Source organism: Bradyrhizobium sp. WSM1253, from assembly GCF_000244935.1.
GTDB classification, from domain to species: domain Bacteria; phylum Pseudomonadota; class Alphaproteobacteria; order Rhizobiales; family Xanthobacteraceae; genus Bradyrhizobium; species Bradyrhizobium canariense.
In genome coordinates, this window is sequence record NZ_JH600073.1 from 7,278,265 (window position 1) to 7,304,981 (window position 26,717).

Sequence of the window (26,717 nt, forward strand, 5' to 3'; positions counted from 1 at the left end):
CTCGTTTGACCTTATGCCGTGCGGATCGTTTTTGCCTGCTGCATGATCAGGGTGCGATAGACGTCGGTGGCGATGCCGACGCCGCCGGCGTTGGCGAAGTTCTTGGAATATTGCTCGGTCAGCATTGAGCGCCACACGCCGGTGCCAGGGGTGTCGCCGAACGGGCCTTCGCCCTTCAGACCCGAGGTCATCTGCGAGAACATGCTGTTGAGGAACATCGCCTCGAAGTCGGTGGCGATCTTCTGCGCCTTGACCTGCTGCTTCGGCGAGACCTTCTGCAGTGCCGCGGCGAGATCGAAGTCCGGGCGGCCGTTGCGGCTCTCCACCGAGAAGGCGGAGCTGGCGACGCGTGCGGTGTTGACCATGCCGGCCTGCATCACATCACCTCGATGTCGGCTTCGATCGCACCGGCGGCCTTGATCGCCTGCAGGATGCTGATGAGATCGCGCGGGCCGATGCCGAGGCCGTTGAGGCCGTCGACGAGCTGCTGAAGCGAGACGCCGTCCTTGACGACGGCGAACTTCTTGCCGTCCTCGGTGACGCTGACGCTGCTGCGCGGCGCGACCACGGTCCGCCCCCGCGACAGCGGGTTGGGCTGGCTGACCTGCGGGCTCTCGGAGATCGTGACGGTGAGGTTGCCCTGTGCGACCGCAACGGTGGCGACGCGGACGTCGCGGCCCATCACGATGATGCCGCTGCGTTCGTCGATGATGATCTTGGCGGCGAGATCCGGATCGACCTGGAGCTGCTCGATCTCGGTGAGAAAGGCGACGACGTTGCCCTTGAACTCCGGTGGGATCGCAAGCTGCACGGTCGATGGGTCGATCGGCTCGGCGGTCTTGACGCCGAGATAGTCGTTGATCGCGGCGGCGATCCGCTTGGCCGTGGTGAAGTCGGCATTGCGCAGCGCAAGACGGACGTTCGGCAGGCGATTGAGCGCGAACTCGATCTCCCGCTCGATGATGGCACCGTTGACGATGCGTCCGACGGTCGGCACGCCACGCACGATTTTCGCCGCCTCACCCTCGGCCTGGAAGCCGGATATCGCGAGCGAGCCCTGTGCGACCGAATAGACGTTGCCGTCGGCACCGAGGAGTGGGGTGACGAGCAGGGTGCCGCCCTGGAGATTCTTGGCGTCGCCGAGCGCGGAGACGGTGACGTCCATGCGCGTGCCCTGGGTGGCGAAGGCCGGCAGATTGCCTGTCACCATCACGGCGGCGACGTTGCCGGTGCGGATGGTGGCGCCGCGGATGTTGACGCCCATGCGCTCGAGCATCGCTTGCAGCGACTGCTTGGTGAAGGGGATGTTGTTGAGGGTGTCGCCGGTGCCGTTGAGGCCGACGACGAGGCCATAGCCGATGAGCTGGTTCTGCCGCACGCCTTCGATGTTGGCGAGATCCTTGATGCGCGATGTCGCGCTTGCAGAATTGACCGAGAGCACCAGCGCTGACAGCGCGGCGCAGGCCACTCCCACAAGTCTCACCCAACGAACGCTTGGCATCCTCTGCTCCCCGAGGCTCCTCAAATCAAAGAACCATCGCGACACTCCCATGACGAGCTGGTCCGACGCTGTCCTTGCGAGCGCTGTGCCAAGTCGGGGCAGCGGGGGTAGGTAGCTGAATAGGTTGAATAAATCTGTTTCGAGCGACCTCAGCCTGTGTTGTCTCTGAGGAGCGAAACTGCCGCCTGTCGGCAGATTTTGCCGGGCTGTTTACGGGCCGTTAACCATAAAACGGCGAATGTGGCACATCGATCACCCGGATTGCTTCCGATGCGCATCTACGGACCGAACGGCACCACGCTTGGAACGCCGGCCAGCCAGGCCAGGCGGACGAGCTCCGGCACCTTCGTGTTGCCCGACACCTCGTCGGCGCCGGAGACGCGGGGCGCCGCGGCGCCGAAGGCCGCCGCCAACATCGACGGGCTGCTGGCGCTGCAAGGCATCGAGGAGGATCCGGTCGAGCGTCGCAAGCGCTCGGTCGTGCGTGGAAAGACCGCGCTCGACGTGCTCGACGATCTCAAGATGGGACTTCTCTCCGGCAAGCTCGACGCCTCGACCGTGATGCGGCTGCGTGACGCTGCGGCGAACCTGAAATCGTCCTCCGGCGATCCCGGCCTGGATTCGGTGCTGTCCGAGATCGAGCTGCGCGTCGAGGTCGAGCTCGCCAAGGCCGGGCAGGCGTAGCGTCTTACGCCGCTTCATCCTTCAACTGCGAATCGTAGCGGCGCTGGGCGGCCAGCACGTCTTTCAGATTCTGTTCGGCCCAATCGCGCAGCGGATCGACGGCTGCGGCGAGCGTCACGCCGAGTTGCGTGATCGAGTATTCCACGGTTACCGGCACGGTTGCGATGGCGTGACGCTTGAGCAATCCATCGCGCTCGAGCGACTTGAGAACCTGGCTCAGCATCTTCTGCGAAATGCCTTCAATCGTCCGGCGCAACTGATTGAAGCGCATCGGCTCCTCGCGCAGCAGCAGCAGGATCAGCACCGCCCATTTATCACCGACGCGGTCGAGGATCTGTCGCGTGGGGCAGTTCGCTGCATAGACGTCTGGCTTCATCGTCGGGTCCTCACGATCCATTCCGCTCATTTGCCGGCCGCCGCCGGTTACTCCTGCGTAATCAGGTAAGCACAAAGTGCTCTCTTAACACCAACACTCTTTGCGATATCTAGTTACCTGTAGTTACCACAGAAGCAAAGGAGCCTTCCATGAAAATCGCAGTTGCCGGCGCCTCGGGCCGGGCCGGGTCGGAGATCACCAAGGAACTGTCCCGCCGCGGCCACACGGTTACGGCCATCGCCCGCAACCCTGAGCAGATCGCCGCCCTGCCGAACGTCACCCCCACCAAGGGGGACGTGCTCGACCACCCAGGCCTTGCCAAGCTGTGGGCCGGGCACGACGTCGCCGTGAGTTCCGTGCACTTCCTGGCCAGTGACGCGCTCAAGCTGATCGGTGCGGCCAAGGACTCCAAGGTCGGTCGTTACCTCGTCGTCGGCGGAGCCGGCAGCCTGGAGGTCGCTCCGGGCGTCAAACTGGTGACAACTCCCGGCTTTCCGGCTCAGTACAAGGCCGAGGCGGAGGCGGGTTCGGCCTTTCTCGACCTGCTACGGCGGGAAAAGGAGCTGAACTGGACCTTCATCTCGCCGTCGGCCCTGTTCATCGAGGGGGAGCGCACCGGCAAGTTCCGGCTTGGGACCGATCAGCTTCTCGCAGATGCGAACGGGAAGAGCTGGATCACCTTCGCGGATTACGCCATCGCGCTCGCCGACGAGATCGAGCGGCCGGCCCATGAAAGGCAGCGTTTCACGGTCGGCTACTAGGCTGTCGGCTGCTCCCGGGCCCTTCAGGATAAACCTTTCCTGTGCAAGGGCTTGGGGGCGCCGGTCGGGCGATCAGGGAAACATTGTCTGTCACAGGAGGCCGCTATATAACGCCCCGCTCAGCGGACCCCGTTCCGCGTACGAGTCGTTGCTTAGACAGATAGGCCGCCCTTGGAAAAGTTGAAAAACTACCGACCGACCGAAAAAGAGCCTTTCATGAACGACAGGCAGAAGGAGTACTTCCGATTGAAGCTCCTCGCCTGGAAGGATGAGATCCTCAAAGAGTCCAAGCTCACCCTGCAAGCCCTGCAGGAGGAGAACGTGAACCACCCCGATCTCGCCGATCGGGCATCGTCCGAAACCGACCGCGCCATCGAACTCCGTGCCCGCGACCGCCAGCGCAAGTTGATCGCCAAGATCGACGCCGCGCTCCAGCGTATCGAGGACAACACCTACGGCTATTGCGAGGACACCGGCGAGCCGATCTCGTTGAAGCGGCTCGAGGCCCGTCCCATCGCGACGCTCTCGGTGGAGGCGCAGGAGCGCCACGAGAAACGCGAGAAGGTCTATCGCGACGAATAGATTCCGAGCCGCAGCGATGCGGCTCTTTGTTTTTGAACGCAAGGCGCGCCTTTTCGCGCCGTGATCAGCATTTTGCCTGTCGCTTGCAACCGCGCCCTTCGGCGCGCGAGCGCAATCGCGAAAAGTGAATCGCGATCAATGGGCTAGACTCAACTCCTCCGAGCTCACGTGAGTTCGGATGAGAAACAGCCTTCACTTCAGGTGCGGGAGGTTTTGCGAGTCGCATCAAGGATATCGACCCGAATGCTGAGGCGCTGATCCAGCAGCTTCACGCATTGCTGCAATCAGGCCTGATGCGACGCTGCAAGGCGTGCATCCCCATAAAGCCCGGACCAGCTCAATATTTCCTTAAACGCCGGCGCAGCCCGTGCGGCTTGCCATGATGTGGCCGATCAGCGTCCGCAGCTTATTCCAGCTCGGGCTGGCAGTGACGTGCGGCCGCACGGCCCCCTGCGCTTGTCACGCCCCGGCGGGGATGCTGAAGTACCGCCCTCGATTGTGGTGTGTAGGAGCCGGCGCCGATGGACACAATTCTCGCAGCCGCAAAGGCGATCGCGCTGGCGCGCCGCAACCATGCACCCCTCGCAGTGCTCGAAGTTCCTCCCGCCGATGAAGCCGAGGGCTATCAGGTCCAGCGCGCGCTGCACGATCTGCTGCTGCCGCATGTCGGCCCGCTGGTCGGCTACAAGATCGGCTGCACCAGCCAGGTGATGCAGGATTACATCGGCATTCCACACCCATGCGGCGGCGGCGTGTTCCAGAAGGGCGTGCACGACAGCGGCGTGCAGCTCGCGGCTGCCGACTATGTCCGCGTCGGCGTCGAATGCGAGATCGCGGTGCGGCTGAAGCGCAATCTCGCCGCCGGCGAGGCGCCGTTCACGGCCGAATGGGTCGGCGAAGCCGTCGAGGCCTATCATCCCGCGATCGAGATCGTCGACGACCGCTACGTGAAGTGGGAAACGATGGGGGCGCCGACGCTGATCGCCGACGATTTCTTCGCCGCCGGCTGCGTGCTGGGTGAGGTCGTGCCGCGCTCGTCGGTGCCGGACCTGAAGGCCGTCAAAGGCCGCGCCATCGTCAACGGCGAAGAGGTCAGCCACGGCACCGGCGCCGACGTGCTCGGCCATCCCCACAACGCACTCGCCTGGCTCGCCAACCATCTCGCCGCCGAGGGCAAGGGTCTGCACGCGGGACAGCTCGTGCTGACGGGGAGCCTGGTCAAGACGCTGTGGCTGAAAGCCGGCGACAAGGTGCGGATGGAACTGGACGGGCTGGGTGTGGTGGAGGCGGAGTTTACGTGAGGGCGCCGCGGGCACTGCGTCGTCATTCCCCGCGAAGGCGGGGAATCCAGTACGCCGCGGCTTCTCGGTTCATCACCGACGTCTCGAAATACTGGATCGCCCGCCTTCGCGGGCGATGACAGTTGAGAGGGCGGACAGGGGGAGCGGCGTCGCTGCAATCGCGCGTGCCCGACGCGCTGTACGCAGCCGCACCATCGCCAAAATACATGCGGCCCTCGCCAGGGGAGCTAGCGAGGGCCGCGTCGTACATCGTCGTCCGCGCCTAGGTTCGCGAACACGATGTGGGAGCTCGGGAGAAGCTAGAAGGGTAGCAGCACGTCCATGACTTGCTGGCCGTAGCGCGGTTGCTGCACGTCCATGATCTGGCCGCGGCCGCCGTAGGCGATGCGGGCCTGCGCGATCTTGGTGGAATCGATCGTGTTGTCGCTCTGGATGTCTTCGGGACGGACGATGCCGGCGACGATGAGCTCGCGGATTTCGTAGTTGACGCGGATCTCCTGCTTGCCTTCGACCACGAGGTTGCCGTTGGGCAGGACCTGGGTGACGACGGCCGCGACGTTGGTCTGCAACGCTTCCTTGCGGTCCACGCTTCCTTTGCCCTCGCTGGACGCGGTCGAGTCGGCGGTGAGGATGCGGCCGGGCAACACCTTCTGCGCTTGGGCGCCCAATGTCTTGGCGCCGATGAAGTCGGTGATTCCGGAATCTTCCTTGTTGGTGCGGCTGCGCTGGGTGTCATTTTCGATATTTGCCTTGTCGGTGATGTTCACGGCCACCGTCAGGAGATCGCCGACCTGATGGGCGCGCTGGTCCTTGAAGAAGGCACGGCTGCCGTTGCGCCACAGCGAGTTCGGATTGTAGGAGGCGACTTCCGGCTTCGGCATCGGCATCTGCACCGGCTTGTAGCCGGGCTGCGTCGTCGGATTGTCGATCGCCGACAATTTCGGCTGCTCGCCGATCTGCGACAAACGGTCGATCGAGGAGCAGCCGCTCGCCAACGCGCAAGTCGCCAGCAGCAGGGCGGAGATCGCGATGCGACGAAGAGGAAAAGCCGAACTGAACGTGGACATGACTTACTCTGACTTGGCTGGAGCTTGCGAGACGCGAACTTGCGGGATCTGGGCTTGTGCGATCTGGGCCGGGGATGCCGGGGTCTGGACCAGGTTCCGGACGAGGGCTGCGGTATCGACGGGGGCGGGCGCCTCGTCGCGCTTGAGCGAGGAGGTCTGCTCGACCGCGGCCGGCATTGGCGCGGCCTGGCTGGCGCCCTGGACTGTCACCTGGCCGCGGCCGGTGACGACGCCGCTCAGCGTGCGCTTGGTCTGCAGATTGAGCACGCTGATGGTGTCGCCCTCGGCGCCGCTCTCGATCGCCTTGCCGCGCGTGGTGAGGTAGATTCCGGGGACCTGGTAGATGACGGTGACGTTCTGGTCGCGCTGCACGAAGTCGGGCTTGACGATGTCGGCGACGCGGATGGGAGTGCCCGCCCGCATCGGCCGGCGGAGTTGCATGCCGAGCGTGCGATCGCGCGAGGCGGCCTCACCGGTGACCTCGGCCTTCGGCCGGCGCTCCATGGCGACGTCGGACGCCTTCAGGAGATCGACGCGATCGATATCGCGCGTCAGCACGGCCACTTCCACCGTCTCGATCGCGGTGCCGGTGAAACGCAGCTTGGTCGGTGCCGGATTGTTGTCGTTGTTGATCTCGAAGGCGATGTCGAAACGCCCGCTGCGGGCGTCGTAGCGGGTTGCCACCGGCTGCAGCACGCCGGTATTGGAGGCATCCAACCGCATGTCGGCAATGCCGCGGTCGAACGTGACGGTGATGTTGGCAGCATCGCCAAGTCCAAAGCGGCGCTCGAGCGCTGAGGCGACCGCGGTTTCGAGGTCCTTGTTCACGAGCGTGCGGGCGAGACGGGTGACCTGGACCTCCTTGATGTCGCCGGTCATCACGCCGATCACCTGCTTTGCGCGCAACACCGCCAGCACCTGGGCGACCGGCAGCGCACCAGTGGTGCCGAGATCGGGCGAGCGGTAGACCGGGATCAGCGCGGCCGAGCCGGCATTGTCGATGAGATCGCCGACCCGCACCACGTCCGAGGTCACGGTGATGCTCGCGCGCAGCGTCGGCGTCGCGATGAAATCGTCGGCGGCCCGTGCGGGCAGCGCCAGCACGAGGAGAGCGGAGATCGTGGCGAGGGTGGTGCGGATCATCGTCATCACCTCAGCGGAACAACGCCGTGGTCGACTGCATCATCTGGTCGGCGGCGCTGATCACCTTGGCGTTCATCTCGTAGGCGCGCTGGGCGGCGATCAGGTCGCTCATCTCCGAGACGACGTCGACATTGGCTTGCTCGAGGCTGCTCTGCGTGATGTTGCCGAAACCTTCGGAGCTCGCGGTACCGTCCTGCGGCGGGCCGGAGGAGGGCGTCTCGGTGAACTGATTGTTGCCGACCGGCTGGAGGCCCGCCTTGTTGATGAATCGGGTCAGGCCGATCTGGCCCTGGACGGCCGAGGTCGAGGAACCTGGCAGCGTCACGGAGACCTGGCCCTGCACGTTGATGGTGAGGCCCGAAGCGTTGTTCGGGATCGTGATCGTCGGTTGTACCGGGTTGCCCTGCGCGGTGACGATGCGCCCCTGATTGTCCATCTGGAAGGTGCCGTCGCGGGTGTACTGGTAGCTGCCGTCGGGCATCAGGATCTTGAAGAAGCCTTCGCCCGTGATGGCCATGTCGAGGTCGTTGCCGGTCTGCGACAGCGTGCCCTGGGTCATGCTGCGCGGCGTGCCGACGGTCTTGACGCCGCCGCCGATGTCGACGCCGACCGGCAGGATGGTGCCCTGGTCGGACGATTGGGCGCCGACGCGGCGGACGTGTTCGTAGATCAGGTCCTGGAACGCCGCGGTCTGCTTCTTGAAGCCGGTGGTGCGCAGGTTCGCGATGTTGTTGGAGATCACCTGAACGTTGAGTTCCTGTGCCGCCATTCCGGTTGCTGCGGTGTGAAGCGCCTGCATGTCAGTTCTCCCTCAATCAGGCCGGAACGTCGGCGAGCTTCTCGATCGCCGACTTGTGCATGTCACTCTGCTGCTGGAGCAGGTTGGCGATGGCGGTGTAGCTGCGCATGACTTCGACCATGCGGCTCATCTCACCGACCGAGTTCACGTTCGACTTCTCGACGTAGCCCTGCTGCACGGTCGACTTGGTGTCGGCCTGCGGAGCCGCGGAGCCGATGTTGTAAAGGTTGGCGCCGAGCTTGGTCAGCTTGGCCGGATCGTCGAACGAGGCCATGCGGATCTTGCCGCGGATCGAGTCGTTCTTGGCCGTGCCCTCGAGCACCGTGACGGTGCCGTCCGGCGCGACGTTGATGTCGTGGTCGGTCGGCTGGAAGGTGATCGGGCCGCTGGTGCCCAGCACGAGGTTGCCGTCGGAGGTGACGAGCTGGCCGGTGTTGTTGAGCGAGAATTTGCCGTCGCGGGTGTAGCGCTCGGCGCCATTGGCCTGAACCGCGAAATAGGCGTTGCCGCTGATCGCCATGTCGAGCGGATTCTTGGTCGGCTCCATCGGCCCCTGGCCGACGTCGCGGAAGGTGCCGCGGTCCTGCACATAGGAGACCCGGCGGTCGGAGGCGACGAAATTGTCCTCACGCGCGTTCGAGTTGAGGTACTCCTCGAACAGCGAATGGTCGGCCTTGAAGCCGTTGGTGTTGGCGTTGGCGACGTTGTTGGCGATGACATCCATCTGCCGTTCCAACGTCATCTGTCGCGACAAGCCGATCAGAAGCGCGTTCTGCATCGGAAATCTCCCCTGAGTGAGATCTGCCAGCTCGCTCTCCCAAGCGTCTTGGCCGATCCCGTGAACGAGACCTCGGGTTCTCCCAAACCCTGGGTCTCGATCCTTTCTCAGCGAAACTCGTGCCAAGCTGGAAAATTGTGTTGTTTCAGTCTCTTGTCTGTTTTTCGAGGGCGCGGGGAGGCGGCAGAAAGGGTCTGTTAGCCATGTTTGCCCGGCAGATTTTTCCTAGTGAAGGCCCAATCGAAAGGTTCCGTTAACCATTATTACCGTAGCGTTTGCGCGTAAGAGGAGCACTGCGCTGGGGCATTTGTATCGCGTCACTGTCTGCCAGGAGCTTCGCTCTTTCGACCCATTTGAGAGATGAGCGAGCGCGGCGATCATGGCAGAGAATGAAGCGGAAGGCGGCGGAGCCGCTGAGGGCGCGGAAGCCGCTCCGCCCAAGAACAAGTTCAAGCTGATGATCATGGTGGTGGGCCTGCTCGCCGTTCTCGGCGGCGGCGCCGCGACCTGGTTCTTCTTTTTCCGTCACGGCGACGACGAGCATCACGCCGAGGCGGCGCCTCCGCCGAAGCCGCCGGCTTTTGTTGAGGTTCCCGACATCATGGTCAACCTCGCCGGCGCACCGGGCGAGCGCGTGCAATATCTGAAGCTCAAGATCGTGCTGGAGCTGAAGGAAGAGAAGCAGGTCGAGGCGATCAAGCCGACGATGCCGCGCATCACCGACATCTTCCAGACCTATGCGCGCGAGCTGCGCTCCTCTGACCTCAACGGTTCCGCCGGCATCTTCCGCCTCAAGGAAGAGTTGACCAAGCGCGTCAACGCGGCGGTCGCTCCGGTCCAGGTCAGCGCGGTGCTGTTCAAGGAAGTCGTGATCCAGTGAGCATGACGGGCTAGGGATCATGGCAGGCACCGACCAACCAGACCAGGATGCAATTGCCGCCCAATGGGAGGCCTCGCTCGATTCCGAGGATCCCGCCGAGGCCGCGAAGGCTGCTGCCGAAAACGAACTGTCCGAGACCATGGCCCTGCAATGGGCGGCCATGGTCGAGGATGGCAGCCGCGATCTCGGCGCCGGCAAGAATTCCGGCGAACGGGTGCTGTCGCAGGAGGAGATCGACAACCTCCTCGGCTTCGCGGTCGGCGACGTCACGCTCGACGACCATTCCGGCATTCGCGCCATCATCGATTCGGCGATGGTCTCCTACGAGCGTCTGCCGATGCTCGAAATCGTCTTCGACCGCCTGGTGCGGTTGCTGACGACCTCGTTACGCAATTTCACCTCCGACAACGTCGAAGTCTCGCTCGACCGCATCACCTCGGTGCGCTTCGGCGACTACATGAATTCGATTCCGCTGCCCGCCGTCCTCACCGTCTTCAAGGCCGAAGAGTGGGACAATTTCGGCATGGCCGTGGTCGATTCCAGCCTGATCTACTCGATGATCGACGTGCTGCTCGGCGGCCGCCGCGGCTCGAGCCAGCTGCGCATCGAGGGCCGGCCCTACACCACGATCGAGACGGAGTTGGTCAAGCGGCTGGTCGAAGTCGTCATGACCGATGCCGAACAGGCGTTCCGGCCGCTGTCGCCGGTGACCTTCACCATCGACCGGCTCGAGACCAACCCGCGTTTCGCCGCGATCAGCCGTCCTGCCAACGCCGCGATCCTGGTGCGCCTGCGCATCGACATGGAAGATCGCGGCGGCAACATCGAGCTGTTGCTGCCTTACGCGACCATCGAGCCGATCCGGGGCGTCCTGCTCCAGATGTTCATGGGCGAAAAGTTCGGCCGCGACCAGATCTGGGAAGGCCATTTCGCCACCGAGATCGTCCAGGCTGAGATCTCCGTCGACGCCGTGCTCTACGAAGCCGACATTCCGCTCAAGCAGTTGATGCGGCTGAAGGTCGGCGACACGCTGCCGCTGGACATGCGCGCGGATGCCAACGTCACCGTTCGCTGCGGCGACGTCACCATCACCGAAGGACGCATGGGCCGGGTCGGCGATCGCGTCGCGATACGGGTGACGAAACCCTTGCGCAAGCCAAGTACGACACTTGCGATGTTCGAAAAGGTCGACGAGCAGAACAAGATGATGGAGGCCCCATGAACCACTCCCTAGGAATGGCGATCGAGACGCTGGTGGCTATCCTGCTGATGCTGACCATCGTCTACTGCGTCACGCTCAACAAGCGGCTGACGCGGCTGAAGGCGGACGAGCATTCGCTGAAGGCGGTCATCGGGGAGCTGATCACCGCAACCGAGATCGCCGAGCGCGCGATCGGCGGGCTGAAGCTCGCCGTGCGCGACGTCAACGAGAACCTCGGCAGCCAGCTCGCTGCGGCGACCCAGATGTCCGAGCAGCTCTACAAGCAGCTCGGCGAAGCCGACAACGTGGTGCGGCGCCTGTCCAAGATCGCAATCGCCGCGCGCCCCGTGACGAACGCGGAAATGGTCGCCGCGCCCGCAGCCAAGCCCTCGTCGGCGAAGGCGGTGGCGGCTGCGGCCGAAGCCTTCTCCGAGCGCCGACGATCCAACGGTCTTGCCGCATAAAGTCAGGGTATGAAGTCTTTTCGCAACATCCGCGTCATTCCGATCGTGCTGGTTGCCGTTGCTGGCCTCGCCACGCTGAAGGTCACGGGTCTTGTGATCAATGGCGGCTATGTCTTCGACTACAAGCCGAACCAGGTCAAAAAATCCTGGGCGCAGGAGAATCTGAACTTCCCGGCCAGCCGCGAGGATCCCGATATCACCGGCTCGACCCATGGCGCGCCGAAGGAGGCGCCGAAGCCGGCCGCACCCGACACCAAGTCCGAAGGCGCCGCCGTCAAGGAGGAAGCCCAGTCGCAGATCTCCGCCTCGGAGCGCGCGATCCTGGAACGCTTGCAGTCGCGCCGCCAGGAGATCGAGGCCCGCCAGCGCGAGATCGACATCCGCGAGAGCCTGTTGAAATCCGCCGAGAAGCGCATCGAAAACAAGGTCGAGGAGATGAAGGCGGTAGAAACCCGTATCTCCGCGACACAGGCCGAGCAGAAGGCCGCCGAAGCCCAGCGCATGAAGGGCCTCGTGACCATGTATGAGGGCATGAAGCCCAAGGACGCCGCGCGGGTCTTTGACCGGCTCGAGATGGGCGTGCTGATCGAGATCGCCTCGCAGATCGCGCCGCGAAAAATGTCGGACATCATGGGATTGATGTCCCCGGAGGCCGCCGAGCGGCTGACGGTCGAGATGGCCCGCCGGGCCAATGGCGGCGGCGATCAGTCCGCTTCGGCCGGCGAGCTGCCCAAGATCGACGGCAAGCCGACGCAAAAGCCGAATTGAGGGCTCATACTTAAGAAGTCCTTAATTGCCAAAATCTACAGTCTGGGGCAGGGGCCGGCACCAATGCCGGCGTGGACCGTCGAACCGGAAGAAATGCCGCCAATGGCGCGAGAGGCTGCCGCTGGATTTGTGTCGCGAGCCCGCGCCCTGGCGCGGAGGCTGTCGCGTCATGTCCGCGCGGCGCCGCTGCTGGCAGCCAGCCTGCTGATCGGCTTCACGGCGCCTGTCCGGGCGGCCGATGCTGTCAGGGGCGAGGCGACTTTCTCGGCCAGCGGCGGCTTTGCCCGTCTCGTGATCAAGCTCGGGGAGGACGTCCCCTCCGAGGTGACGACGGCCGGCTCCATTCTCGTCATCCGCTTCGACCGGGCGGTCGACGTGCCCGTCGACCGCATCCCGGAAGGCGCGCCCGACTACGTCAACTCCGCCCGCCGCGATCCCGATGGCGGCGCCATCCGCCTGTCGCTGGCGCGGCGCGTTACCGTCAACACCATGAATGCCGGCGAACGAACCTTCATCGACCTCTTGCCGGAGGGGTGGAAGGGGCCACCGCCGAGCCTGCCGATGGACGTGGTCAAGGAGCTCGCCGAACGCGCGCGCGTTGCCGAACGGGCGCTGCGCGCCCAACGCGCCGCGGCGGAGAGCAAGAAGCGTCCGCAGATCCGCGTGCGCGCCTCGGTGCAGCCGACCTTCGTCCGCTTCGTGTTCGAGATGCCGGACGGCGTCGGCGTATCCTCCGTGCTCAACGAGCAGAAGCTCACGCTCGCCTTCAACGCCAACCTGAATTTCGATCTCGCGGACGCGGTCGTCGCGGCGCCGCCGAACGTCGCCTCGATCAAGCAGAAGGCCGACATCGACCAGACCAGTGTCGAGATCGCGCTGATCGGCGATTCCGACGTGCATTCGTTCCGCGACGAGAAGAACTACGTCGTCGACATCTCCTTCCAGCCTGACAAGAGCAAGATGGCCAATTCGGCCGAGGCTGCGATCGCGCAGGCCAAGCCCGCCGCTCATGGACCGGCGCCTGGGCCCGAAAAACCGGCGGCCGAGAAGCCGAAGGACGCGCAGCGCGAGATCGCGCCGCCGACCTCCGAGGCGATCGCGCGCGAAGCCAGGATCGACGTCAAGCCCGAGGTGAAGGCGGAAGCGCCCGCCGCCATGTCGCCCGCTGAAGCGCCGAAATCGGTGCCGGCTCCTGCGGCCGAAGTTGCACAAGCGCCCAAAGAAATGTCGAAGCCTGCGCCCCCTGCTGCGGAAACTGCGGTCGCCCCTGCCAAGCCGGTCATGGCCGAAGCGCCTCAAGAGGTCGTGAAGGAAGCTGCCAGGGAGCCCGTCAAGGAGCCCGTCAAGGAGCCGGTCAAGGAAGCCGCCAAGGCTGCGTCGGCAGAAGCGCCCGCCGCGCCGCAGCCGACTGGTGCCAGCGTCGATGTGCGCCGCGACAGCGACGGCCTGCGGGTGACCTTCCCGCTTCAGGTCGCAACGCCTGCGGCAGCGTTTCGCCGCGGCGACACCGTCTGGCTGGTGTTCGATACGGCGAAGCCGATCGACGTCGAGGCGATCCGCACCAAGGGCGGTGCGATGATCGGCGAGGTCGGCCGCGTCCCGCTCGAGAAGGGACAGGCGGTGCGCATCCGTCTCACCCGGCCCCTGGTCTATTCGCTGACGAGCGAGGAGGTCGGCAAGCAGACCAACTGGCTCTTGACCCTCGCCGACAAAATCCAGGCGACGCCGCTGCCGCTAATGATCTCGCGCAACATTACCGATCCGGCGCTCGCCAACATCGCGATTCCTTTTGCCAATCCGGGCCTCCTGCACAAGCTTACCGATCCCGATGCCGGCGACACGCTCTATGTCGTCACCGCGCAGCGGCCGGTGCGCGGCTTCATCAAGCGACAGGACCTCGTTGACCTCGCGCTGCTGGAGTCCGCACATGGCATCGCGATCCGGCCGAATTCCGACGAGGTCGGCGTCGAGGTGGGAGCCGACAAGGTCATCCTCGGCAAGAAGGGCGGGCTGACGCTGTCGCCGGTCGACATCTCGGCCGAGCGCGCGCCGACCGCAGTGCGGCCGGTCTTCAGCCCCGAAGCCTGGCGCAAGGGCCAGTCGGAGAACTTCATAGCGCGCCAGAACGAGCTGATCACGGCGATCTCCAACGTCGAGCCGGCGATGCGTTCGCTGCCGCGGCTCGACCTCGCGCAATTCTACATGTCGCGCGCGATGTATCACGAAGCCAAGGCCGTCACCGAATTGATGCTGGCCGATCCCCTCAACAAGGAGGAGAGCGGTGCGCTGATCATGCATGCGATCGCGAGCATCCTGATCGGCCGGCCGGCACAGGGCCTGAAGGACCTCGCCAACCCCGTGATCGGCAACAGTCACGATTCTCAGCTTTGGAAGGCGCTCGCCTATGCGCGCCAGGGCAAATGGGCGGACGCGCGCGAGAAGTTCAAGAACGTCGAATTCGCCATCGCCTCGCTGCCGCTCGACATCCAGCGCATCGTAACGATGGAGGCGATGCGCGCTTCGCTCGAGGTGAAGGATTATGCCGGTGCCTCCAAGCGCCGCAGCGAGCTCGAGGTGGTCGGCGTCTCGCCCGAGGCAGCGCCCGGCTTCGCGGTGCTGCGCGGCCGGCTCGCCGAAGCGCTCGGCCACGACAAGGACGCGCTCGACGACTACAAATTCGCGGTCGGCTCGTCCGACCGGCCGGCCGCGGCCGAGGCCAAGCAGCTCGAAGTCGCGCTGCGGCAGAAGCGCGACGAGATCGGCAAGGAAGACGCGCTGCGCGAGCTCGAAACGCTCGCGATGACCTGGCGCGGCGACTCGATCGAGGTCAAGACGCTCCAGATGTTGTCCCAGATGTTTGCCGAGAACGGGCGCTACCGGGATGCGCTCACCGCGGCGCGTACCGCGACAAAGCTGCAGCCGAACGCGGAAGCCTCGCGCCAGGCGCAGGACCTCGCCTCCGACCTGTTCACGCAGATCTTCCTGGGACCCAAGGGCGACGAGCTGCCGCCGATCGAAGCGCTGGGGATGTTCTACGAGTTCCGCGAGCTGACGCCGATCGGCCGTCGCGGCGACGAACTGATCCGGCGCCTCTCGGACCGGCTCGCCTCGATCGATCTGCTCGACCAGGCCGCCGAGCTCCTGCAATACCAGGTCGACCACCGCCTCGAAGGCGCGGCGCGTGCGCAAGTCGCCGCGCGCCTTTCCATGATCTATCTCGCCAACCGCAGACCCGACATGGCGATCACGGCGTTGCGCGCGAGCCGTATCAGCGACCTCTCGGGCGAGCTCAGGCAGCAACGGCTGCTGCTGGAGGCGCGTGCGCAGAGCGACGTCGGCCGCCACGATCTCGCGCTCGACATCGTCTCCAACGTTACAGGACGCGAGGTGCTGCGGCTGCGCTCGGACATCTTCTGGGCGGCGCGGCGCTGGCGTGAATCCGCCGAGCAGATCGAGCTTTATTACGGCGAGCGCTTCCGTGACTTCAAGCCGCTCAACAGTGTGGAGAAAAGCGACATCATCCGCGCGGCTGTCGGTTATGCGCTCGCCGACGACTCGATCGGCATGTCGCGCTTCCGCGAGAAATATGCGCCGCTGATGAGCGAGAGCGCCGATCGGCTCGCCTTCGACATCGCGAGCAAACCGACCGGCGCCTCCAGCGCAGAGTTTGCCGATATCGCGAAGCTGGCTGCCAGTGTCGACACGCTCGACGGCTTCCTGCGCGAGATGAAGCAGCGCTTCCCCGACGCCACCGCCCGCGCGCCGGCCTCTCCGCAGGCCAAGGACGAGTCCGACCACACCGGCTCGTTGCCCACGATTCCCGTCGTGCGGCAGATCAAGATGACGCGGTAGTTTGCAAGATCGTTAGCCAGCAGCACAGCGGATCCGCCACGGCGTCGGTTCTTTGCGCTTTTCAAAATCTCAAAAATGAGATAATGTCGATCCGTGTCCTGGCGGGTTGAAATTCTCGATGAGGCCGCCGCCGCAGAGATTGCGGCTCTGCCGGCCGATATGCAGGCACGTTTTCTGCGGCTCGCAGAGCGCATCGCTTCAGCAGGCTGGAGAGCCTTAGCGAGCCACACGTGAAACATCTAGAGGGGAAGCTCTGGGAACTGCGCTTGGCCGGTCGCTATGGAATTGCCCGCGCATTATACGTTACTGCGATCGGACGCAGAGTGATCGTTGTGCGCGCGTTTGTGAAAAAGACACAGAAGACGCCGCGTTCCGAGATCGAGCTGCGAAGAGCAAAGGACGTCTCATGTCGATCGCTTTTGAGAAGCTGAAGGCGCGTCTGCTCGCCAACCCGAAGGTGAAGGCGGAGTATGACGCGCTGGCGCCCGAGTTCGAGATCGCTGCCGAACTGCTCAGGGCCCGCTTGCGTGCTGGTCTTTCGCAAGCGGAACTCGCGGCTCGGATGGGCACCAGTCAATCTACGATTGCCCGGCTCGAAAATGGCCAGACCCTGCCCAGCACCAAAACGCTTCTGCGCTTCGCGGAGGCGACAGGCAGCAAGATGCATGTGAGGCTTTCGGCAGCGTGATGCAGGTCAATGCGACCTCACCGCATGCTGGTGCTGATTGGCGATCAGTTCAGCAAGCAGCACGACGTGTAGGGGGAGGGCGGGCGCTGCCGTATCGCGCGAAGCGCTGCTGGTCGCCCCATTCTCCGTCATCGCGAGCGCAGCGAAGCAATCCAGCGTCTGTCCGCGGCGGCAGCCTGGATTGCTTCGTCGCAAGAGCTCCTCGCAATGACGGGGAGATAGCGGGGCCAAGTCGAGTGCGGGAGGGATGCAAGGCGGGCTCCGCAGTTCGCCCCTGGGCACGCGCCCGCTAACCTCCGTAACTCTGTACCAGACTCCCTGCCACCAGCGACCAGCCGTCGACGAGCACGAAGAAGATCAGCTTGAACGGCAGCGAGATGGTTGCGGGCGGCAGCATCATCATGCCCATCGACATCAGCACGGACGCGACGACGAGGTCGATGATCAGGAAGGGAAGGAACAGCAGAAAGCCGATCTCGAAGGCACGTTTCAGCTCCGAGATCATGAAGGCGGGGACGAGGATGCGTAAGCCGAGCTCGTCGGGTGTTGCCGGCGGCGGCTCGCCGGAGAGATCCAGGAAGAGCTTGAGGTCCTTCTCGCGCACGTTCTTCTGCATGAAGCCGCGCAGGGGGACGGAGGCGCGCTGAAGCGCGTCTTCGACGCCGAGCTGATTGGCGACCAGCGGACGGATGCCTTCGTCGTAGGATTTTTGCAGGACGGGTCCCATCACGAAGAAGGTGAGGAACATCGCCAGCGCGATGATCACCGAGTTCGGCGGGGCGGTCGCGGTGCCCATCGCTGTGCGCAGCAGCGACAGCACGACTACGATACGCGTGAACGACGTCATCATGATCAGGATCGACGGTGCGATCGAAAGCACCGTCAGCAGCGCGATCAGCTGGATCGCGCGCTCGGTGACGCCGCCACCGCCAGCGCCTCCTCCGCCGAGATTGATGCTGATATCCTGCGCATGCGCCGGCATCGCGAGCGAAGCCGCGCCGATCAGGACAGAAAGAAGAAAAACTCTACGCGGGAGGGCCGGCAGCCTCACGAAGACGGCTTCGGACGGCCGAGCAACGAGGCCATCTCGTCTTCGAGATTTTCAAAGCTGGTCTTTTCCGGAGCCGGCTTTGCGGGAGGGGCCGGGGGAGCCGGCGGCTCGCTGCGGGCCACACGCGGAGGAGCGGCCGGGGGCTCCGGGGCGACCGGAGGGGCAAGCGTCTCGCCGGCGGGGCGGCGGAGTGCTGCTTCGAGTCGCTGCGCCATCTCCGCGAGATTTTGCTCGGCGCTCGATGGCGCCGCAGGAGCGGGCGCCGGCGGCGGAACGGGCGGAGCCTGCGGCACGGGCGGAGGTGGTGCGGCGACGCGCTCGGCGCGCACTGGCGGCGCCTTCACCGGCTCGCTCTGGCGCGGCGGACGCGGCATCAGAGGGGGTTCGTTGCGCGCAACGCGCGGCGGAACAGGTTCGGGACGAAGCTCGCGCTCGGGGCGCGGCGCGATCGGCTCGGAGGTGAAGCCGGCCAGTGGCGGCTCGTTGCGGCGTTCGGCCAGCGCAGGAGCGGGCCGGCGCACTTCGTCGGCAAAGGAGGGGCGCGCGGGCCGCGGTGGCGGCTCGGGCATTTGCGGCTCGGGATGATCGAGCAGCTCGGGCCGCGGTACTTCGTCGGCCCAGCTGCTGCTATCAGGCATCGGCGCGAGACGCGGCGGCTCGGCAGCATTGGAGCGCTGCGGGAGCTGGTCGCGGCCGGGCGCTGCGCGCACGATGTTGGGTTCGACGACGATGTCCGTGGGGCCGCCGATCATCAGAAGATGCTCGACATTGTCACGCCGGACCAGCACCAGACGGCGGCGGCCGTCGACTGCGGCGGCATCGATCACGGCGAGCCGGGGCATCCGGCCGCGCTGGGTGTTGGCGCCGAGCCGGCTGGTGGCGAATCGGCGAACCAGCCATGCAGCGACGCCGATCAACGCCAGAACGACGATGAACGCGACGATGAAGGTGATAGGACTGCCTTGCATACTTGTCCCCGACAAATGGCGCTTGTCTCGGGCCCGTGGTCAGATGCGCCAACCACTGGCTTACGTTGCCCCAAACTGCGATTTCTTAACGTCCCACGGCAAGTTTTGCCGTCCCCAACTCTTAATAACCCATGAATCGCTCGATCCAAAACGACTTCTTGGCCTGTGCATGCGCCGCCAAGCGGTTGGGTTAATGCCGCTTTTGGAGGGGTAGAATCACGGGGCGTGCGCATTCGTGTCCCGGCGGGGGACAACTGCCTGCGACCTCCTTAACCAGCTGTTAACCATACAGGCGGCAAATTCTGCCTAGCTTCGGACCCATGGGTCCTGCGAGGCGGAAGGAGCCGCAACGATGTCCATCAACGATCTTCCGGTGCTATCGGCGCTTCGCACCAAGATGCAATGGCACCAGGAGCGCCAGCGCGTCCTTTCCGAGAACGTCTCCAATTCCGACACCCCCAAATTCCGGCCGCGCGACCTGGTCGAGCCGAAGCTGGACAAGAGCGGTGCCGTCACGGGTTCGATGGGCCCCTTGGCGCTCACCCGCACCAGCGGTTCCCACATGGCGCCGTCAGGCGCGGCCTCCGGATTCGACCAGAACAAGAATGCGGGTTTTGAGACCCGCCCCGCGGGCAACGCCGTCAATCTCGAAGAGGAGATGATGAAGGCCGCCAGCAACCAGATGGATTATGCGGCGGTGACCTCGCTCTATTCGAAGAGCCTGCATCTGCTCAAGACCGCGATCGGCAAAGGCTAGAGCTAGAGGAAGCGCATCATGGCGAATGACAGCAGCGACTTTGCCCGCTCGATGGCGATCGCGACCTCCGGTCTGCGGGCGCAGGCCGGGCGCATGCGGGTGATCTCGGAGAACATCGCAAATGCGGATTCGACGTCGCAGACCGCCGGCGGCGATCCTTACCGGCGCAAGGTGCCGACCTTCTCCTCGGCGCTCGACCGTACACTCGACGCGCAGGTCGTCACCCTCGGCAGGATCAAGCCCGACCAGTCCAATTTCCGCACCAAATACGAGCCGAACAATCCGGCGGCGGATGCGACCGGTAACGTCAAATATCCGAACGTAAACTCGGTGGTCGAGATGACCGACATGCGCGACGCGCAGCGGTCGTACGAGGCCAATCTCAACATCATCAGCGCGACACGCCGGATGATCCAGCGCACCCTCGACATCCTCAAGAGCTGAACAGGACATTTGAACCATGGCAACACCGACAATTGCCGCCAACGCCTATGCAAACCTCGCTCGCGTGCTGGAGAACAGCGGTGCCGGCAAGGGCAACGAGCCGAGCGGGCAGTCCTTCGCCTCTCTTCTGAAAGACACTGTCGGCAGCGTCCTGGAGTCTGGTCGAAAATCCGATGCGCAGACGGTGGCGATGGCTGCCGGCAAGGCCAATGTGATGGACGTGGTGACGGCGGTCGCAGACACCGACGTCGCCGTGTCGACGCTGGTCTCGGTCCGCGACCGTGTGATCGCGGCCTATGAAGACATCATGAAGATGCCGATCTGATTTTTGGCGCTCGCGCCCGCCCCAACCGTCATTGCGAGCGCAGCGAAGCAATCCAGAGTCTTTCCGAAGCGGCAGTCTGGATTGCTTCGCTACGCTCGCAATGACGGGGGGATAGGCCTTCGCATCGCTCGCAAGAGCGGTGGGAGGCGAGGAATAAGACAAAGGAATTGTGCAATGACCGGACCGGAAACCCTCGACGTCGCGCGTGATGCGATCTGGACCATCGTGATCGTGTCGTCGCCCCTGATGTTGGTCGGCCTCGTGGTCGGCGTCGTCGTGTCGCTGTTCCAGGCGCTGACGCAGATCCAGGAGCAGACACTGATCTACGTGCCGAAGATCCTGGCCATCTTTGCCACAATGCTGTTGGCCTTGCCGTTCATGGCCGACGCACTGCATTCCCACATGCTGCGGATATCGTCGCGAATCATCGGCGGCTGAGGCACTATGCGCCCATCATGCGCATCGACGTCTCGCTGCTGCCGGCGCTTGCCGCCTCCTTCATGCTCGCCTTTGCCCGGGTCGGCGCGATGGTGATGCTGTTGCCGGGCCTGGGCGAGACCAATATCCCGACACGGATCAAATTGTCGATCGCGCTGCTGCTCACGCTGATCATCCTGCCGCTGCATCGCAACGCCTATCAGGTCGACATGGGTTCGATCGCGCCGCTGCTGGTCCTGATGCTGCATGAGATCGTGATCGGCATCGTGCTGGGGGCGACCGCGCGGGTGACGTTGTCGGCGCTGCAGGTTGCCGGTGCCGTGATCGCGCAGCAGATGGGGCTCGGCTTCGTCACCTCGGTCGATCCGACGCAGGGACAGCAGGGCGTGCTGGTCGGCAACTTCCTGACGATATTGGGGGTCACGCTGCTGTTCGCCACCGACAGTCATCATCTGGTGATCGCGGCACTGAACGACAGCTACACGATCTTCGCGCCGGGCGAGACCGTGTCGAGCGGCGATGTCGCCGCGCTGGCGACGCGCGCCTTTGCCGCCGCGTTCCGCCTGGGCTTGCAACTTTCCGGCCCGTTCCTGGTGTTCGGCCTCGTCTTCAACATCGGGCTCGGCGTGCTGGCGCGGCTGATGCCGCAGATGCAAGTTTATTTCGTCGGCGTGCCGCTCTCGATCTTCGCCGGCTTCCTGGTGCTCGCCGTGGTGCTCACGGCGATGATGGGTACCTATCTCGACTATTTCATCGGTGTCATGCACCAGATGATGCCACTCAAGTGACCGGGTGATCGATGGCGGAAGACAACGATCCAGAGAGTCAAACAGAAGACCCGACGCAAAAACGTCTCGAAGAGGCGCTCGAACGCGGTGACGTCGCCAAGAGCCAGGAGATCAACACCTGGTTCATGATTGCGGGCGCCACGCTGGTGGTCTCGAGCTTCTCAGGATCGGTCGGTAGCGGGCTATTGGCGCCGATGCGCAACCTGCTCGCCAATTCCTGGATGATCAAGACCGACGGCAGGGCGCTGCTCGCCCTGATGCAGCAGATCGAAGTCGCTGTGCTCGCGGCGGTGGGCGTGCCGCTGCTGATGCTGGTGCTGGCTGCAATTGCCGGCAACGTGCTGCAGCACCGCCTGGTCTGGTCGGCCGAATCTCTCAAGCCCAAGTTCAGCAAGCTGTCGCCGGCCGAGGGCCTCAAGCGCATCTTCGGCAAGCAAGCGGCGGCGAACTTCCTCAAGGGTCTCGGCAAGCTGATCGTGCTCGGCGCGGTCATGACCATGATCCTGTGGCCGGAGCGGCATCGCATGGAAGCGATGGTCAGGCTCGATCCGGCCGCCCTGCTCGGCGCCTCCACCAGCCTGACCATTCACCTGCTCGGCGCGGTGGTCGCGGCGCTCGCGATCATCGCCATCGGCGACTATTTCTTCCAGTATCGCAGCTGGTTCCAGCGGCAGAAGATGTCGCTCCAGGAGATCAAGGAAGAGTTCAAGCAGTCCGAAGGCGACCCGCACATCAAGGGCAAGCTCAGGCAGCTGCGCCAGCAGCGCTCGAAGAAGCGCATGATGGCGGCGGTTCCCAAGGCTTCCGTGATCATCACCAACCCGACCCACTACTCGATCGCGCTGTCCTACGAGCGCGGCATGTCGGCGCCGATCTGCGTCGCCAAGGGCGTCGACAACCTCGCTTTCAAGATCCGGGAGATCGCGCGCGAGCACGACATCCCGATCGTCGAGAACGTGCCGCTGGCCCGCGCGCTCTACGCCACCGTCGAGATCGACGAGGAAATCCCGACCGAGCACTACCATGCGGTCGCCGAAGTGATCGGCTACGTCATGCGTCTGAAGAGCGGATTCGGTGCCAGCCGGCAATAATACCCCTGAAAAGTACTGGAAATGGCCGTAATCTGGGAATCAGCGTACCTTTCGCCCCTGCCGCCCTTGCGCCTGCGGGTCCGATTCAGGCAGGGAGGACCCTGCGCGCCCTGTAGCGCGTTGATTCTCTGCCGACAGGCTGTGCCAGCTTGAGATGACTGCTGAGACCGACCACGACCTCACACGCGAGCCCGTTGCGGCGCACGAGCCGTCGCCGCGCTCGGGCAGCATTGCGCTGGTGCTGCTGGTGGCCGCCGGCCTCGTCGCCGTTGCCGTCGGGTTGATGACGCTTGGGCGCGCGCAGGCCCAGCCCTATATCCTCGGCATCCTCGCCGTGCTGGCGATGGTCGGCCTGTTCAACCTGTTCGCCTTCGCCGCCGGCATCATCCGCTTCGTCGATCGCAATCTCGACGATCCCGTGATGGGGCGCATCGCCGACCACGCCTTTGACGGCCTCGCCGTGACCGACCCGCGCGGCCATGTGGTCTATTCCAATGCGGCCTATCTGACGCTGACCGGCGCCGCCGGGCCACAGGACGTGCGCCCCGTGGAACGCGTCTTCATCGGCAATCCCGACGTCTCCGAGGCGGTGTTCCGCCTGTTGAAAGCCGCGCGCGAAGGCAAGCGGCAGCAGGAAGAGGTGCGCATCTCCGGCCACGACGGCAGCCAGGGCCGCTGGCTGCGCATGCGGGTGCGGCCCCTCGGCACCGGCAAGCGCGAGACGAGATACGCGGTGTGGTCGATCGCCGACATCACCCGCGACCGCGAGCGCCAGGAGGACGTGTTCCAGGAACTCCAGCACGCGATCGAATATCTCGATCACGCGCCCTGCGGTTTTTTCTCGGTCAATCCGGCCGGCGAGCTCGCTTATGTCAACGCGACGCTGGCAAACTGGCTCGACTACGACCTCGCCGAGATCGGCTCGGGCGGGCTGAAGCTCACCGACATCGTCTCCGGCGACGGCGCTTCACTGCTGACCGCGATCGTGGCGGTGCCGGGCGAGGTGAAGACCGAGGTCTTCGACATCGACCTGCGCATGCGTCCCGGCAAGACCATGCCGGTGCGGCTGTATCACAAGCTCGCCTTCGGCGCCGACGGCGCGCCGGGCCCGTCGCGCACGCTGGTGATCAGCCGTGCCCGCGACGAGCGCAGTGACCCGGACCGTGCCGCCGAAGTGCGCTTCATGCGCTTCTTCGACCATACCCCGATGGCGATCGCCACCGTCGACCGCGGCGGCAACGTCGTGCGCGCCAATGCGCGCTACGCCAAGCTCGGGCAGGCGCTAGGGCTCGACAGCGCCAGCAAGTCGATCTTCCGCGCGGTCAATTCGCGCGACCGGCATCTTTTGATCGCGGCCATCAACCAGGCCGCGGAGGGCCAGGCCGACGTCGCGCCGGTCGAAGTGGCGCTCGAAGGAACCAGAGAGCGCTGGGGCCAGTTCTTCGTCACGCCCGTGGACGCGGCCGAGAACGACGCCGAAGTCGCCATCGTGCACATGCTCGAGACCACCGAGCGGCGCGCGCTGGAGAACCAGATCAATCAGTCGCAGAAGATGGAGACCGTCGGCCAGCTCGCCGGTGGCATCGCCCACGACTTCAACAACGTGCTCTCCGCCATCATGATGGCGAACGACTTCCTGCTGAACGCGCACAAGCCGACCGACCCGTCGTTCCAGGATATCATGCAGATCAAGCAGAACGCGACGCGGGCCGCCACGCTGGTGCGGCAGTTGCTGGCGTTCTCGCGGCGGCAGACACTGCGGCCGCAGGTGCTCGACCTCGGCGATGCGCTCTCTGATCTCGCCATGCTGCTGCGTCGCCTGATCGGCGAGAAGGTCAAGCACGAGACCATCCACGGCCGCGATCTCTGGCCGGTCAAGGTCGACGTCTCCCAGTTCGAGCAGGTCATCGTCAACCTCGCGGTCAACGCGCGCGATGCCATGCCCGACGGCGGCAAGCTGATCATCCGCACCGCCAACGTCACCACCGAGGAAGCGGCCAGGCTGGCCTACAAGGGCATGCCGGCAGCGGACTACGTGCGGATCGAGGTCGCCGACACCGGTACCGGCATCCCCGCCGATATCCGCGACAAGATCTTCGAGCCGTTCTTCTCGACCAAGGAAGTCGGCAAGGGCACCGGCCTCGGGCTCTCCACCGTCTATGGCATCGTCAAGCAGACCGGTGGCTTCATTTATGTGGACTCCGAGCCGGGGCAGGGCACCTCGTTCCAGATCTTCCTGCCGCGCCATCATGCCGAGCCGGAGGTGCAGGTCGAGCAGCCGGCGCCGGTCGTTGGCGCCAGCAATGGTGCCGCGAAGGAAGCCGGGTCCGTGACGGACGCCAAGCCCCGCACCGATCTCACCGGACAGGGCACCATCCTCCTGGTCGAGGACGAAGAGGGCCTGCGCGCGCTCAACGCGCGCGGTCTGCGCTCGCGCGGCTACACAGTGGTCGAGGCCGAGAACGGTGTCGAGGCGCTGGAGGTACTGGAAGAGCAGAGCGGCGGAATCGATCTCGTCGTGTCCGACGTCGTGATGCCGGAGATGGACGGCCCGACACTGCTCAAGGCGATGCGCGAGAAGAATCCCGACATCAAGTTCATCTTCGTCTCCGGCTACGCGGAAGACGCATTCGAGAAGAGCCTGCCCGAAGGCCAGCAGTTCGACTTCCTGCCCAAGCCGTTCACGCTCAGCCAGCTCGTGGCGGCCGTGAAGGAGACGATGGCGAAGGCGGGGTGAGGGCCTCGACGCCATGACGACGGGAAACCGGAACTCCCGTCGCACAAGTGACCGGTAACCCGCGACCGCGGCTCCTTCGCACGCCCGGCCAAGCTGCCGCCAAAGATGGGCTTTTGCCACATCCCCGCGACTGAGGGCCGCAGCCATAAGTTCCGATAGTGGCTTCCTTTTTACGGAAGGCTGCCCATCTTAGGGGCACGTCCCCATGCCGGGGATCTGGGAAACCAACATGAATTTCTCGCAACGCTCCCGCAGCCTCTTCAAGACGATTGCCGTCGTGCTGGCGCTTGCGCTGCCGACTGCGCTGGCGATCTCGTCCGCCGACGCGCGCGTCGGTGGCGGCATGTCGTCTGGTTCGCGCGGTTCGCGCACCTATTCGGCCCCGCCATCAACCACGACCGCGCCGGGCTCGACCTCGCAGTTCAATCGGACCTACACCCAGCCGGGCGCAGGCATGAATTCGGCTGCCGCCGCACCCGCGCGTGGCGGCCTGTTCGGCCGCGGTGGCGGTTTCCTGGGCGGCCTTGCGGCCGGGTTCCTCGGCGCCGGCCTGCTCGGCATGCTGTTCGGCGGTGGCCTGTTCGGCGGCCTCGGCGGCCTGTCGTCGATCATCGGCCTGATCATCCAGATCGTGCTCGTGGTGCTCGTGGTTCGGCTGGCGATGTCCTGGTGGCAGCGCCGGCACACCCCGCAGGCGGCCTATGCCAACGCTGACGCCGGTGCCGGTCCGGGACCGCAGGCGAATAACCGTGGTGGTCTTGGCGGCGGTCTTGGCGGCGGCTTCGGATTCGGCGCCAACAACGCCCCGCTCGAGATCAAGCCGGACGACTATGAAGCGTTCGAGCGCCTGCTCGGCGATGTCCAGACCGCGTGGTCGAATGAGGACGTGGCCAAGCTGCACACGCTGGCGACGCCGGAAATGGTCTCCTATTTCGAGCAGGACCTCGGCCAGAACCGCGCGCGCAATGTCGTCAACAAGGTCAGCGGCGTGAAGCTGTTGCAGGGCGACCTCGCGGAATCCTGGCGCGAAGGCGAGACCGATTACGCGACGGTGGCGCTGCGCTTCGCGCTCACCGACAAGACGCTCGACCGCAATACCGGCGCAATCGTCGCCGGCAGCGAGCAGCCGGGCGAGGCCACCGAAGTCTGGACCTTTGCCCGACGTCCGGGCGGCGCCTGGGAATTGTCGGCAATCCAGCAGACCAACTGATCGCGCGTATAGCGACAAACGAGGGCGTCGTGCTTCGGCACGGCGCCCTTTTTGTTTGAGCTG

Annotated in this window: 28 protein-coding genes; 19 read left to right on the forward strand and 9 right to left on the reverse strand. The window is 64.8% G+C overall.

Translation table 11 applies throughout. The features are described 5' to 3' along the window. Positions 1–11 precede the first annotated feature (11 nt). Together flgJ and BRA1253DRAFT_RS35070 are read right to left on the reverse strand one after the other, a co-directional pair. Complete coding sequence (gene flgJ / locus BRA1253DRAFT_RS35065; RefSeq protein ID WP_007602116.1) at positions 12–377, reverse strand: flagellar assembly peptidoglycan hydrolase FlgJ; 366 nt, start codon at positions 375–377, stop codon at positions 12–14. Continuing rightward, positions 377–1,501: a flagellar basal body P-ring protein FlgI gene (locus BRA1253DRAFT_RS35070; protein ID WP_007602120.1), complete on the reverse strand. Its 1,125-nt coding sequence runs from the start codon at positions 1,499–1,501 to the stop codon at positions 377–379. The genes flgJ and BRA1253DRAFT_RS35070 overlap by 1 nt, the downstream gene beginning before the upstream one ends. Positions 1,502–1,771: 270 nt before the next feature. Here BRA1253DRAFT_RS35070 and BRA1253DRAFT_RS35075 point away from each other — a divergent pair, with 270 nt between their 5' ends. Further along, the gene (locus BRA1253DRAFT_RS35075; RefSeq protein ID WP_007602121.1) at positions 1,772–2,185 is read left to right on the forward strand and encodes a flagellar assembly protein FliX; all 414 of its coding nucleotides are present in this window, start codon (positions 1,772–1,774) and stop codon (positions 2,183–2,185) included. 4 nt (positions 2,186–2,189) lie between these two features. Here the strand turns inward: BRA1253DRAFT_RS35075 and BRA1253DRAFT_RS35080 are convergent, their stop codons facing one another. Beyond that, a complete protein-coding gene (locus BRA1253DRAFT_RS35080; RefSeq protein ID WP_007602122.1) occupies positions 2,190–2,561 on the reverse strand; it encodes a helix-turn-helix domain-containing protein in 372 nt (123 codons plus the stop codon). A gap of 149 nt (positions 2,562–2,710) precedes the next feature. On the opposite strand from BRA1253DRAFT_RS35080, the gene BRA1253DRAFT_RS35085 reads away from it, so the two are divergent. From BRA1253DRAFT_RS35085 to BRA1253DRAFT_RS35095, 3 genes are all read left to right on the forward strand, one after another. Then, positions 2,711–3,322, forward strand: a complete 612-nt coding sequence (locus BRA1253DRAFT_RS35085; RefSeq protein ID WP_007602123.1) for an NAD(P)-dependent oxidoreductase — start codon at positions 2,711–2,713, stop codon at positions 3,320–3,322. Positions 3,323–3,538: 216 nt separating this feature from the next. Continuing rightward, positions 3,539–3,904 carry an RNA polymerase-binding protein DksA gene (gene dksA / locus BRA1253DRAFT_RS35090; RefSeq protein WP_008554760.1) on the forward strand — a complete coding sequence of 122 codons (366 nt, stop codon included), beginning with the start codon at positions 3,539–3,541 and terminating at the stop codon, positions 3,902–3,904. 521 nt (positions 3,905–4,425) lie between these two features. Continuing rightward, positions 4,426–5,205 (forward strand): 2-keto-4-pentenoate hydratase, encoded by a 780-nt coding sequence (locus BRA1253DRAFT_RS35095; protein WP_007602125.1) that lies wholly within the window; start codon positions 4,426–4,428, stop codon positions 5,203–5,205. A gap of 299 nt (positions 5,206–5,504) precedes the next feature. Here the strand turns inward: BRA1253DRAFT_RS35095 and flgH are convergent, their stop codons facing one another. The 4 genes from flgH to flgF are packed head-to-tail and all read right to left on the reverse strand — an operon-like array spanning position 5,505 to position 8,992. Further along, positions 5,505–6,272, reverse strand: coding sequence for a flagellar basal body L-ring protein FlgH (gene flgH / locus BRA1253DRAFT_RS35100; RefSeq protein ID WP_007602129.1), 768 nt, complete (start codon positions 6,270–6,272; stop codon positions 5,505–5,507). A gap of 3 nt (positions 6,273–6,275) precedes the next feature. After that, entirely contained in the window at positions 6,276–7,415 is a 1,140-nt protein-coding gene (gene flgA, locus BRA1253DRAFT_RS35105) for a flagellar basal body P-ring formation chaperone FlgA (protein WP_007602130.1), read from the reverse strand. 10 nt (positions 7,416–7,425) lie between these two features. Next, a complete protein-coding gene (gene flgG / locus BRA1253DRAFT_RS35110) occupies positions 7,426–8,214 on the reverse strand; it encodes a flagellar basal-body rod protein FlgG (protein ID WP_007602131.1) in 789 nt (262 codons plus the stop codon). 16 nt (positions 8,215–8,230) lie between these two features. Continuing rightward, a complete protein-coding gene (gene flgF / locus BRA1253DRAFT_RS35115; RefSeq protein WP_007602132.1) occupies positions 8,231–8,992 on the reverse strand; it encodes a flagellar basal-body rod protein FlgF in 762 nt (253 codons plus the stop codon). 379 nt (positions 8,993–9,371) lie between these two features. Between flgF and fliL the strand changes: the two genes are divergently transcribed. The 7 genes from fliL (at position 9,372) to BRA1253DRAFT_RS35145 (ending at position 16,845) form a co-directional block, all read left to right on the forward strand. Further along, positions 9,372–9,872, forward strand: a complete 501-nt coding sequence (gene fliL, locus BRA1253DRAFT_RS35120) for a flagellar basal body-associated protein FliL (RefSeq protein ID WP_007602133.1) — start codon at positions 9,372–9,374, stop codon at positions 9,870–9,872. Positions 9,873–9,891: 19 nt separating this feature from the next. Next, positions 9,892–11,094 (forward strand): flagellar motor switch protein FliM, encoded by a 1,203-nt coding sequence (gene fliM, locus BRA1253DRAFT_RS35125; RefSeq protein WP_007602134.1) that lies wholly within the window; start codon positions 9,892–9,894, stop codon positions 11,092–11,094. Further along, a complete protein-coding gene (locus BRA1253DRAFT_RS35130; protein ID WP_007602137.1) occupies positions 11,091–11,537 on the forward strand; it encodes a DUF6468 domain-containing protein in 447 nt (148 codons plus the stop codon). Before fliM ends, BRA1253DRAFT_RS35130 begins: the two co-directional genes overlap by 4 nt. Positions 11,538–11,546: 9 nt before the next feature. Continuing rightward, the gene (locus BRA1253DRAFT_RS35135; RefSeq protein ID WP_007602139.1) at positions 11,547–12,305 is read left to right on the forward strand and encodes a MotE family protein; all 759 of its coding nucleotides are present in this window, start codon (positions 11,547–11,549) and stop codon (positions 12,303–12,305) included. Positions 12,306–12,368: 63 nt separating this feature from the next. Further along, on the forward strand, positions 12,369–16,157 hold the full coding sequence (locus BRA1253DRAFT_RS35140; protein ID WP_007602140.1) for a hypothetical protein: 3,789 nt from the start codon (positions 12,369–12,371) through the stop codon (positions 16,155–16,157). A gap of 230 nt (positions 16,158–16,387) precedes the next feature. Further along, positions 16,388–16,588, forward strand: a complete 201-nt coding sequence (locus tag BRA1253DRAFT_RS46380; RefSeq protein ID WP_311985937.1) for a type II toxin-antitoxin system RelE/ParE family toxin — start codon at positions 16,388–16,390, stop codon at positions 16,586–16,588. Next, on the forward strand, positions 16,564–16,845 hold the full coding sequence (locus BRA1253DRAFT_RS35145; RefSeq protein ID WP_007602141.1) for a helix-turn-helix domain-containing protein: 282 nt from the start codon (positions 16,564–16,566) through the stop codon (positions 16,843–16,845). Before BRA1253DRAFT_RS46380 ends, BRA1253DRAFT_RS35145 begins: the two co-directional genes overlap by 25 nt. Before the next feature lie 289 nt (positions 16,846–17,134). Here BRA1253DRAFT_RS35145 and fliP read toward each other — a convergent pair whose 3' ends face one another. Together fliP and BRA1253DRAFT_RS35155 are read right to left on the reverse strand one after the other, a co-directional pair. Continuing rightward, the gene (gene fliP, locus BRA1253DRAFT_RS35150) at positions 17,135–17,896 is read right to left on the reverse strand and encodes a flagellar type III secretion system pore protein FliP (protein ID WP_035994574.1); all 762 of its coding nucleotides are present in this window, start codon (positions 17,894–17,896) and stop codon (positions 17,135–17,137) included. Continuing rightward, positions 17,893–18,864 (reverse strand): flagellar biosynthetic protein FliO, encoded by a 972-nt coding sequence (locus tag BRA1253DRAFT_RS35155; protein ID WP_007602146.1) that lies wholly within the window; start codon positions 18,862–18,864, stop codon positions 17,893–17,895. The genes fliP and BRA1253DRAFT_RS35155 overlap by 4 nt, the downstream gene beginning before the upstream one ends. Positions 18,865–19,216: 352 nt before the next feature. Here BRA1253DRAFT_RS35155 and flgB point away from each other — a divergent pair, with 352 nt between their 5' ends. From flgB to BRA1253DRAFT_RS35195, 8 genes are all read left to right on the forward strand, one after another. Further along, positions 19,217–19,621, forward strand: coding sequence for a flagellar basal body rod protein FlgB (flgB, locus tag BRA1253DRAFT_RS35160; RefSeq protein ID WP_007602147.1), 405 nt, complete (start codon positions 19,217–19,219; stop codon positions 19,619–19,621). Positions 19,622–19,639: 18 nt separating this feature from the next. Beyond that, complete coding sequence (gene flgC / locus BRA1253DRAFT_RS35165) at positions 19,640–20,065, forward strand: flagellar basal body rod protein FlgC (protein WP_007602149.1); 426 nt, start codon at positions 19,640–19,642, stop codon at positions 20,063–20,065. 16 nt (positions 20,066–20,081) lie between these two features. Then, positions 20,082–20,390 carry a flagellar hook-basal body complex protein FliE gene (gene fliE / locus BRA1253DRAFT_RS35170; protein ID WP_007602151.1) on the forward strand — a complete coding sequence of 103 codons (309 nt, stop codon included), beginning with the start codon at positions 20,082–20,084 and terminating at the stop codon, positions 20,388–20,390. A gap of 174 nt (positions 20,391–20,564) precedes the next feature. Beyond that, positions 20,565–20,828 (forward strand): flagellar biosynthesis protein FliQ, encoded by a 264-nt coding sequence (gene fliQ, locus BRA1253DRAFT_RS35175; RefSeq protein ID WP_007602153.1) that lies wholly within the window; start codon positions 20,565–20,567, stop codon positions 20,826–20,828. 17 nt (positions 20,829–20,845) lie between these two features. Next, positions 20,846–21,616 (forward strand): flagellar biosynthetic protein FliR, encoded by a 771-nt coding sequence (fliR, locus tag BRA1253DRAFT_RS35180; protein WP_007602155.1) that lies wholly within the window; start codon positions 20,846–20,848, stop codon positions 21,614–21,616. Between the two features lie 11 nt (positions 21,617–21,627). Further along, positions 21,628–22,707: a flagellar biosynthesis protein FlhB gene (gene flhB, locus BRA1253DRAFT_RS35185; RefSeq protein WP_007602156.1), complete on the forward strand. Its 1,080-nt coding sequence runs from the start codon at positions 21,628–21,630 to the stop codon at positions 22,705–22,707. Between the two features lie 154 nt (positions 22,708–22,861). After that, positions 22,862–25,444: a cell cycle histidine kinase CckA gene (cckA, locus tag BRA1253DRAFT_RS35190; RefSeq protein WP_007602157.1), complete on the forward strand. Its 2,583-nt coding sequence runs from the start codon at positions 22,862–22,864 to the stop codon at positions 25,442–25,444. Between the two features lie 205 nt (positions 25,445–25,649). Continuing rightward, positions 25,650–26,654 (forward strand): Tim44-like domain-containing protein, encoded by a 1,005-nt coding sequence (locus BRA1253DRAFT_RS35195; protein ID WP_007602158.1) that lies wholly within the window; start codon positions 25,650–25,652, stop codon positions 26,652–26,654. Positions 26,655–26,717 lie beyond the last annotated feature (63 nt).

What these genes read in the sequence shown, in the direction of transcription:
- flgG (WP_007602131.1), bottom strand. Translation starts at nt 8,214, where the DNA reads ATGCAGGCGCTTCACACCGCAGCAACCGGAATGGCGGCACAGGAACTC.
- BRA1253DRAFT_RS35080 (WP_007602122.1), bottom strand. Translation starts at nt 2,561, where the DNA reads ATGAAGCCAGACGTCTATGCAGCGAACTGCCCCACGCGACAGATCCTC.
- flgB (WP_007602147.1), top strand. Translation starts at nt 19,217, where the DNA reads ATGTCCATCAACGATCTTCCGGTGCTATCGGCGCTTCGCACCAAGATG.
- flgA (WP_007602130.1), bottom strand. Translation starts at nt 7,415, where the DNA reads ATGATCCGCACCACCCTCGCCACGATCTCCGCTCTCCTCGTGCTGGCG.
- BRA1253DRAFT_RS35145 (WP_007602141.1), top strand. Translation starts at nt 16,564, where the DNA reads ATGTCGATCGCTTTTGAGAAGCTGAAGGCGCGTCTGCTCGCCAACCCG.
- BRA1253DRAFT_RS35070 (WP_007602120.1), bottom strand. Translation starts at nt 1,501, where the DNA reads ATGCCAAGCGTTCGTTGGGTGAGACTTGTGGGAGTGGCCTGCGCCGCG.
- cckA (WP_007602157.1), top strand. Translation starts at nt 22,862, where the DNA reads ATGACTGCTGAGACCGACCACGACCTCACACGCGAGCCCGTTGCGGCG.
- fliM (WP_007602134.1), top strand. Translation starts at nt 9,892, where the DNA reads ATGGCAGGCACCGACCAACCAGACCAGGATGCAATTGCCGCCCAATGG.
- BRA1253DRAFT_RS35075 (WP_007602121.1), top strand. Translation starts at nt 1,772, where the DNA reads ATGCGCATCTACGGACCGAACGGCACCACGCTTGGAACGCCGGCCAGC.
- flgH (WP_007602129.1), bottom strand. Translation starts at nt 6,272, where the DNA reads ATGTCCACGTTCAGTTCGGCTTTTCCTCTTCGTCGCATCGCGATCTCC.
- flgF (WP_007602132.1), bottom strand. Translation starts at nt 8,992, where the DNA reads ATGCAGAACGCGCTTCTGATCGGCTTGTCGCGACAGATGACGTTGGAA.
- BRA1253DRAFT_RS35140 (WP_007602140.1), top strand. Translation starts at nt 12,369, where the DNA reads ATGCCGGCGTGGACCGTCGAACCGGAAGAAATGCCGCCAATGGCGCGA.
- BRA1253DRAFT_RS35095 (WP_007602125.1), top strand. Translation starts at nt 4,426, where the DNA reads ATGGACACAATTCTCGCAGCCGCAAAGGCGATCGCGCTGGCGCGCCGC.
- BRA1253DRAFT_RS35135 (WP_007602139.1), top strand. Translation starts at nt 11,547, where the DNA reads ATGAAGTCTTTTCGCAACATCCGCGTCATTCCGATCGTGCTGGTTGCC.
- BRA1253DRAFT_RS35155 (WP_007602146.1), bottom strand. Translation starts at nt 18,864, where the DNA reads ATGCAAGGCAGTCCTATCACCTTCATCGTCGCGTTCATCGTCGTTCTG.
- BRA1253DRAFT_RS35085 (WP_007602123.1), top strand. Translation starts at nt 2,711, where the DNA reads ATGAAAATCGCAGTTGCCGGCGCCTCGGGCCGGGCCGGGTCGGAGATC.
- flhB (WP_007602156.1), top strand. Translation starts at nt 21,628, where the DNA reads ATGGCGGAAGACAACGATCCAGAGAGTCAAACAGAAGACCCGACGCAA.
- BRA1253DRAFT_RS35130 (WP_007602137.1), top strand. Translation starts at nt 11,091, where the DNA reads ATGAACCACTCCCTAGGAATGGCGATCGAGACGCTGGTGGCTATCCTG.
- dksA (WP_008554760.1), top strand. Translation starts at nt 3,539, where the DNA reads ATGAACGACAGGCAGAAGGAGTACTTCCGATTGAAGCTCCTCGCCTGG.
- fliL (WP_007602133.1), top strand. Translation starts at nt 9,372, where the DNA reads ATGGCAGAGAATGAAGCGGAAGGCGGCGGAGCCGCTGAGGGCGCGGAA.
- BRA1253DRAFT_RS35195 (WP_007602158.1), top strand. Translation starts at nt 25,650, where the DNA reads ATGCCGGGGATCTGGGAAACCAACATGAATTTCTCGCAACGCTCCCGC.
- flgJ (WP_007602116.1), bottom strand. Translation starts at nt 377, where the DNA reads ATGCAGGCCGGCATGGTCAACACCGCACGCGTCGCCAGCTCCGCCTTC.
- flgC (WP_007602149.1), top strand. Translation starts at nt 19,640, where the DNA reads ATGGCGAATGACAGCAGCGACTTTGCCCGCTCGATGGCGATCGCGACC.
- fliR (WP_007602155.1), top strand. Translation starts at nt 20,846, where the DNA reads ATGCGCATCGACGTCTCGCTGCTGCCGGCGCTTGCCGCCTCCTTCATG.
- fliE (WP_007602151.1), top strand. Translation starts at nt 20,082, where the DNA reads ATGGCAACACCGACAATTGCCGCCAACGCCTATGCAAACCTCGCTCGC.
- fliQ (WP_007602153.1), top strand. Translation starts at nt 20,565, where the DNA reads ATGACCGGACCGGAAACCCTCGACGTCGCGCGTGATGCGATCTGGACC.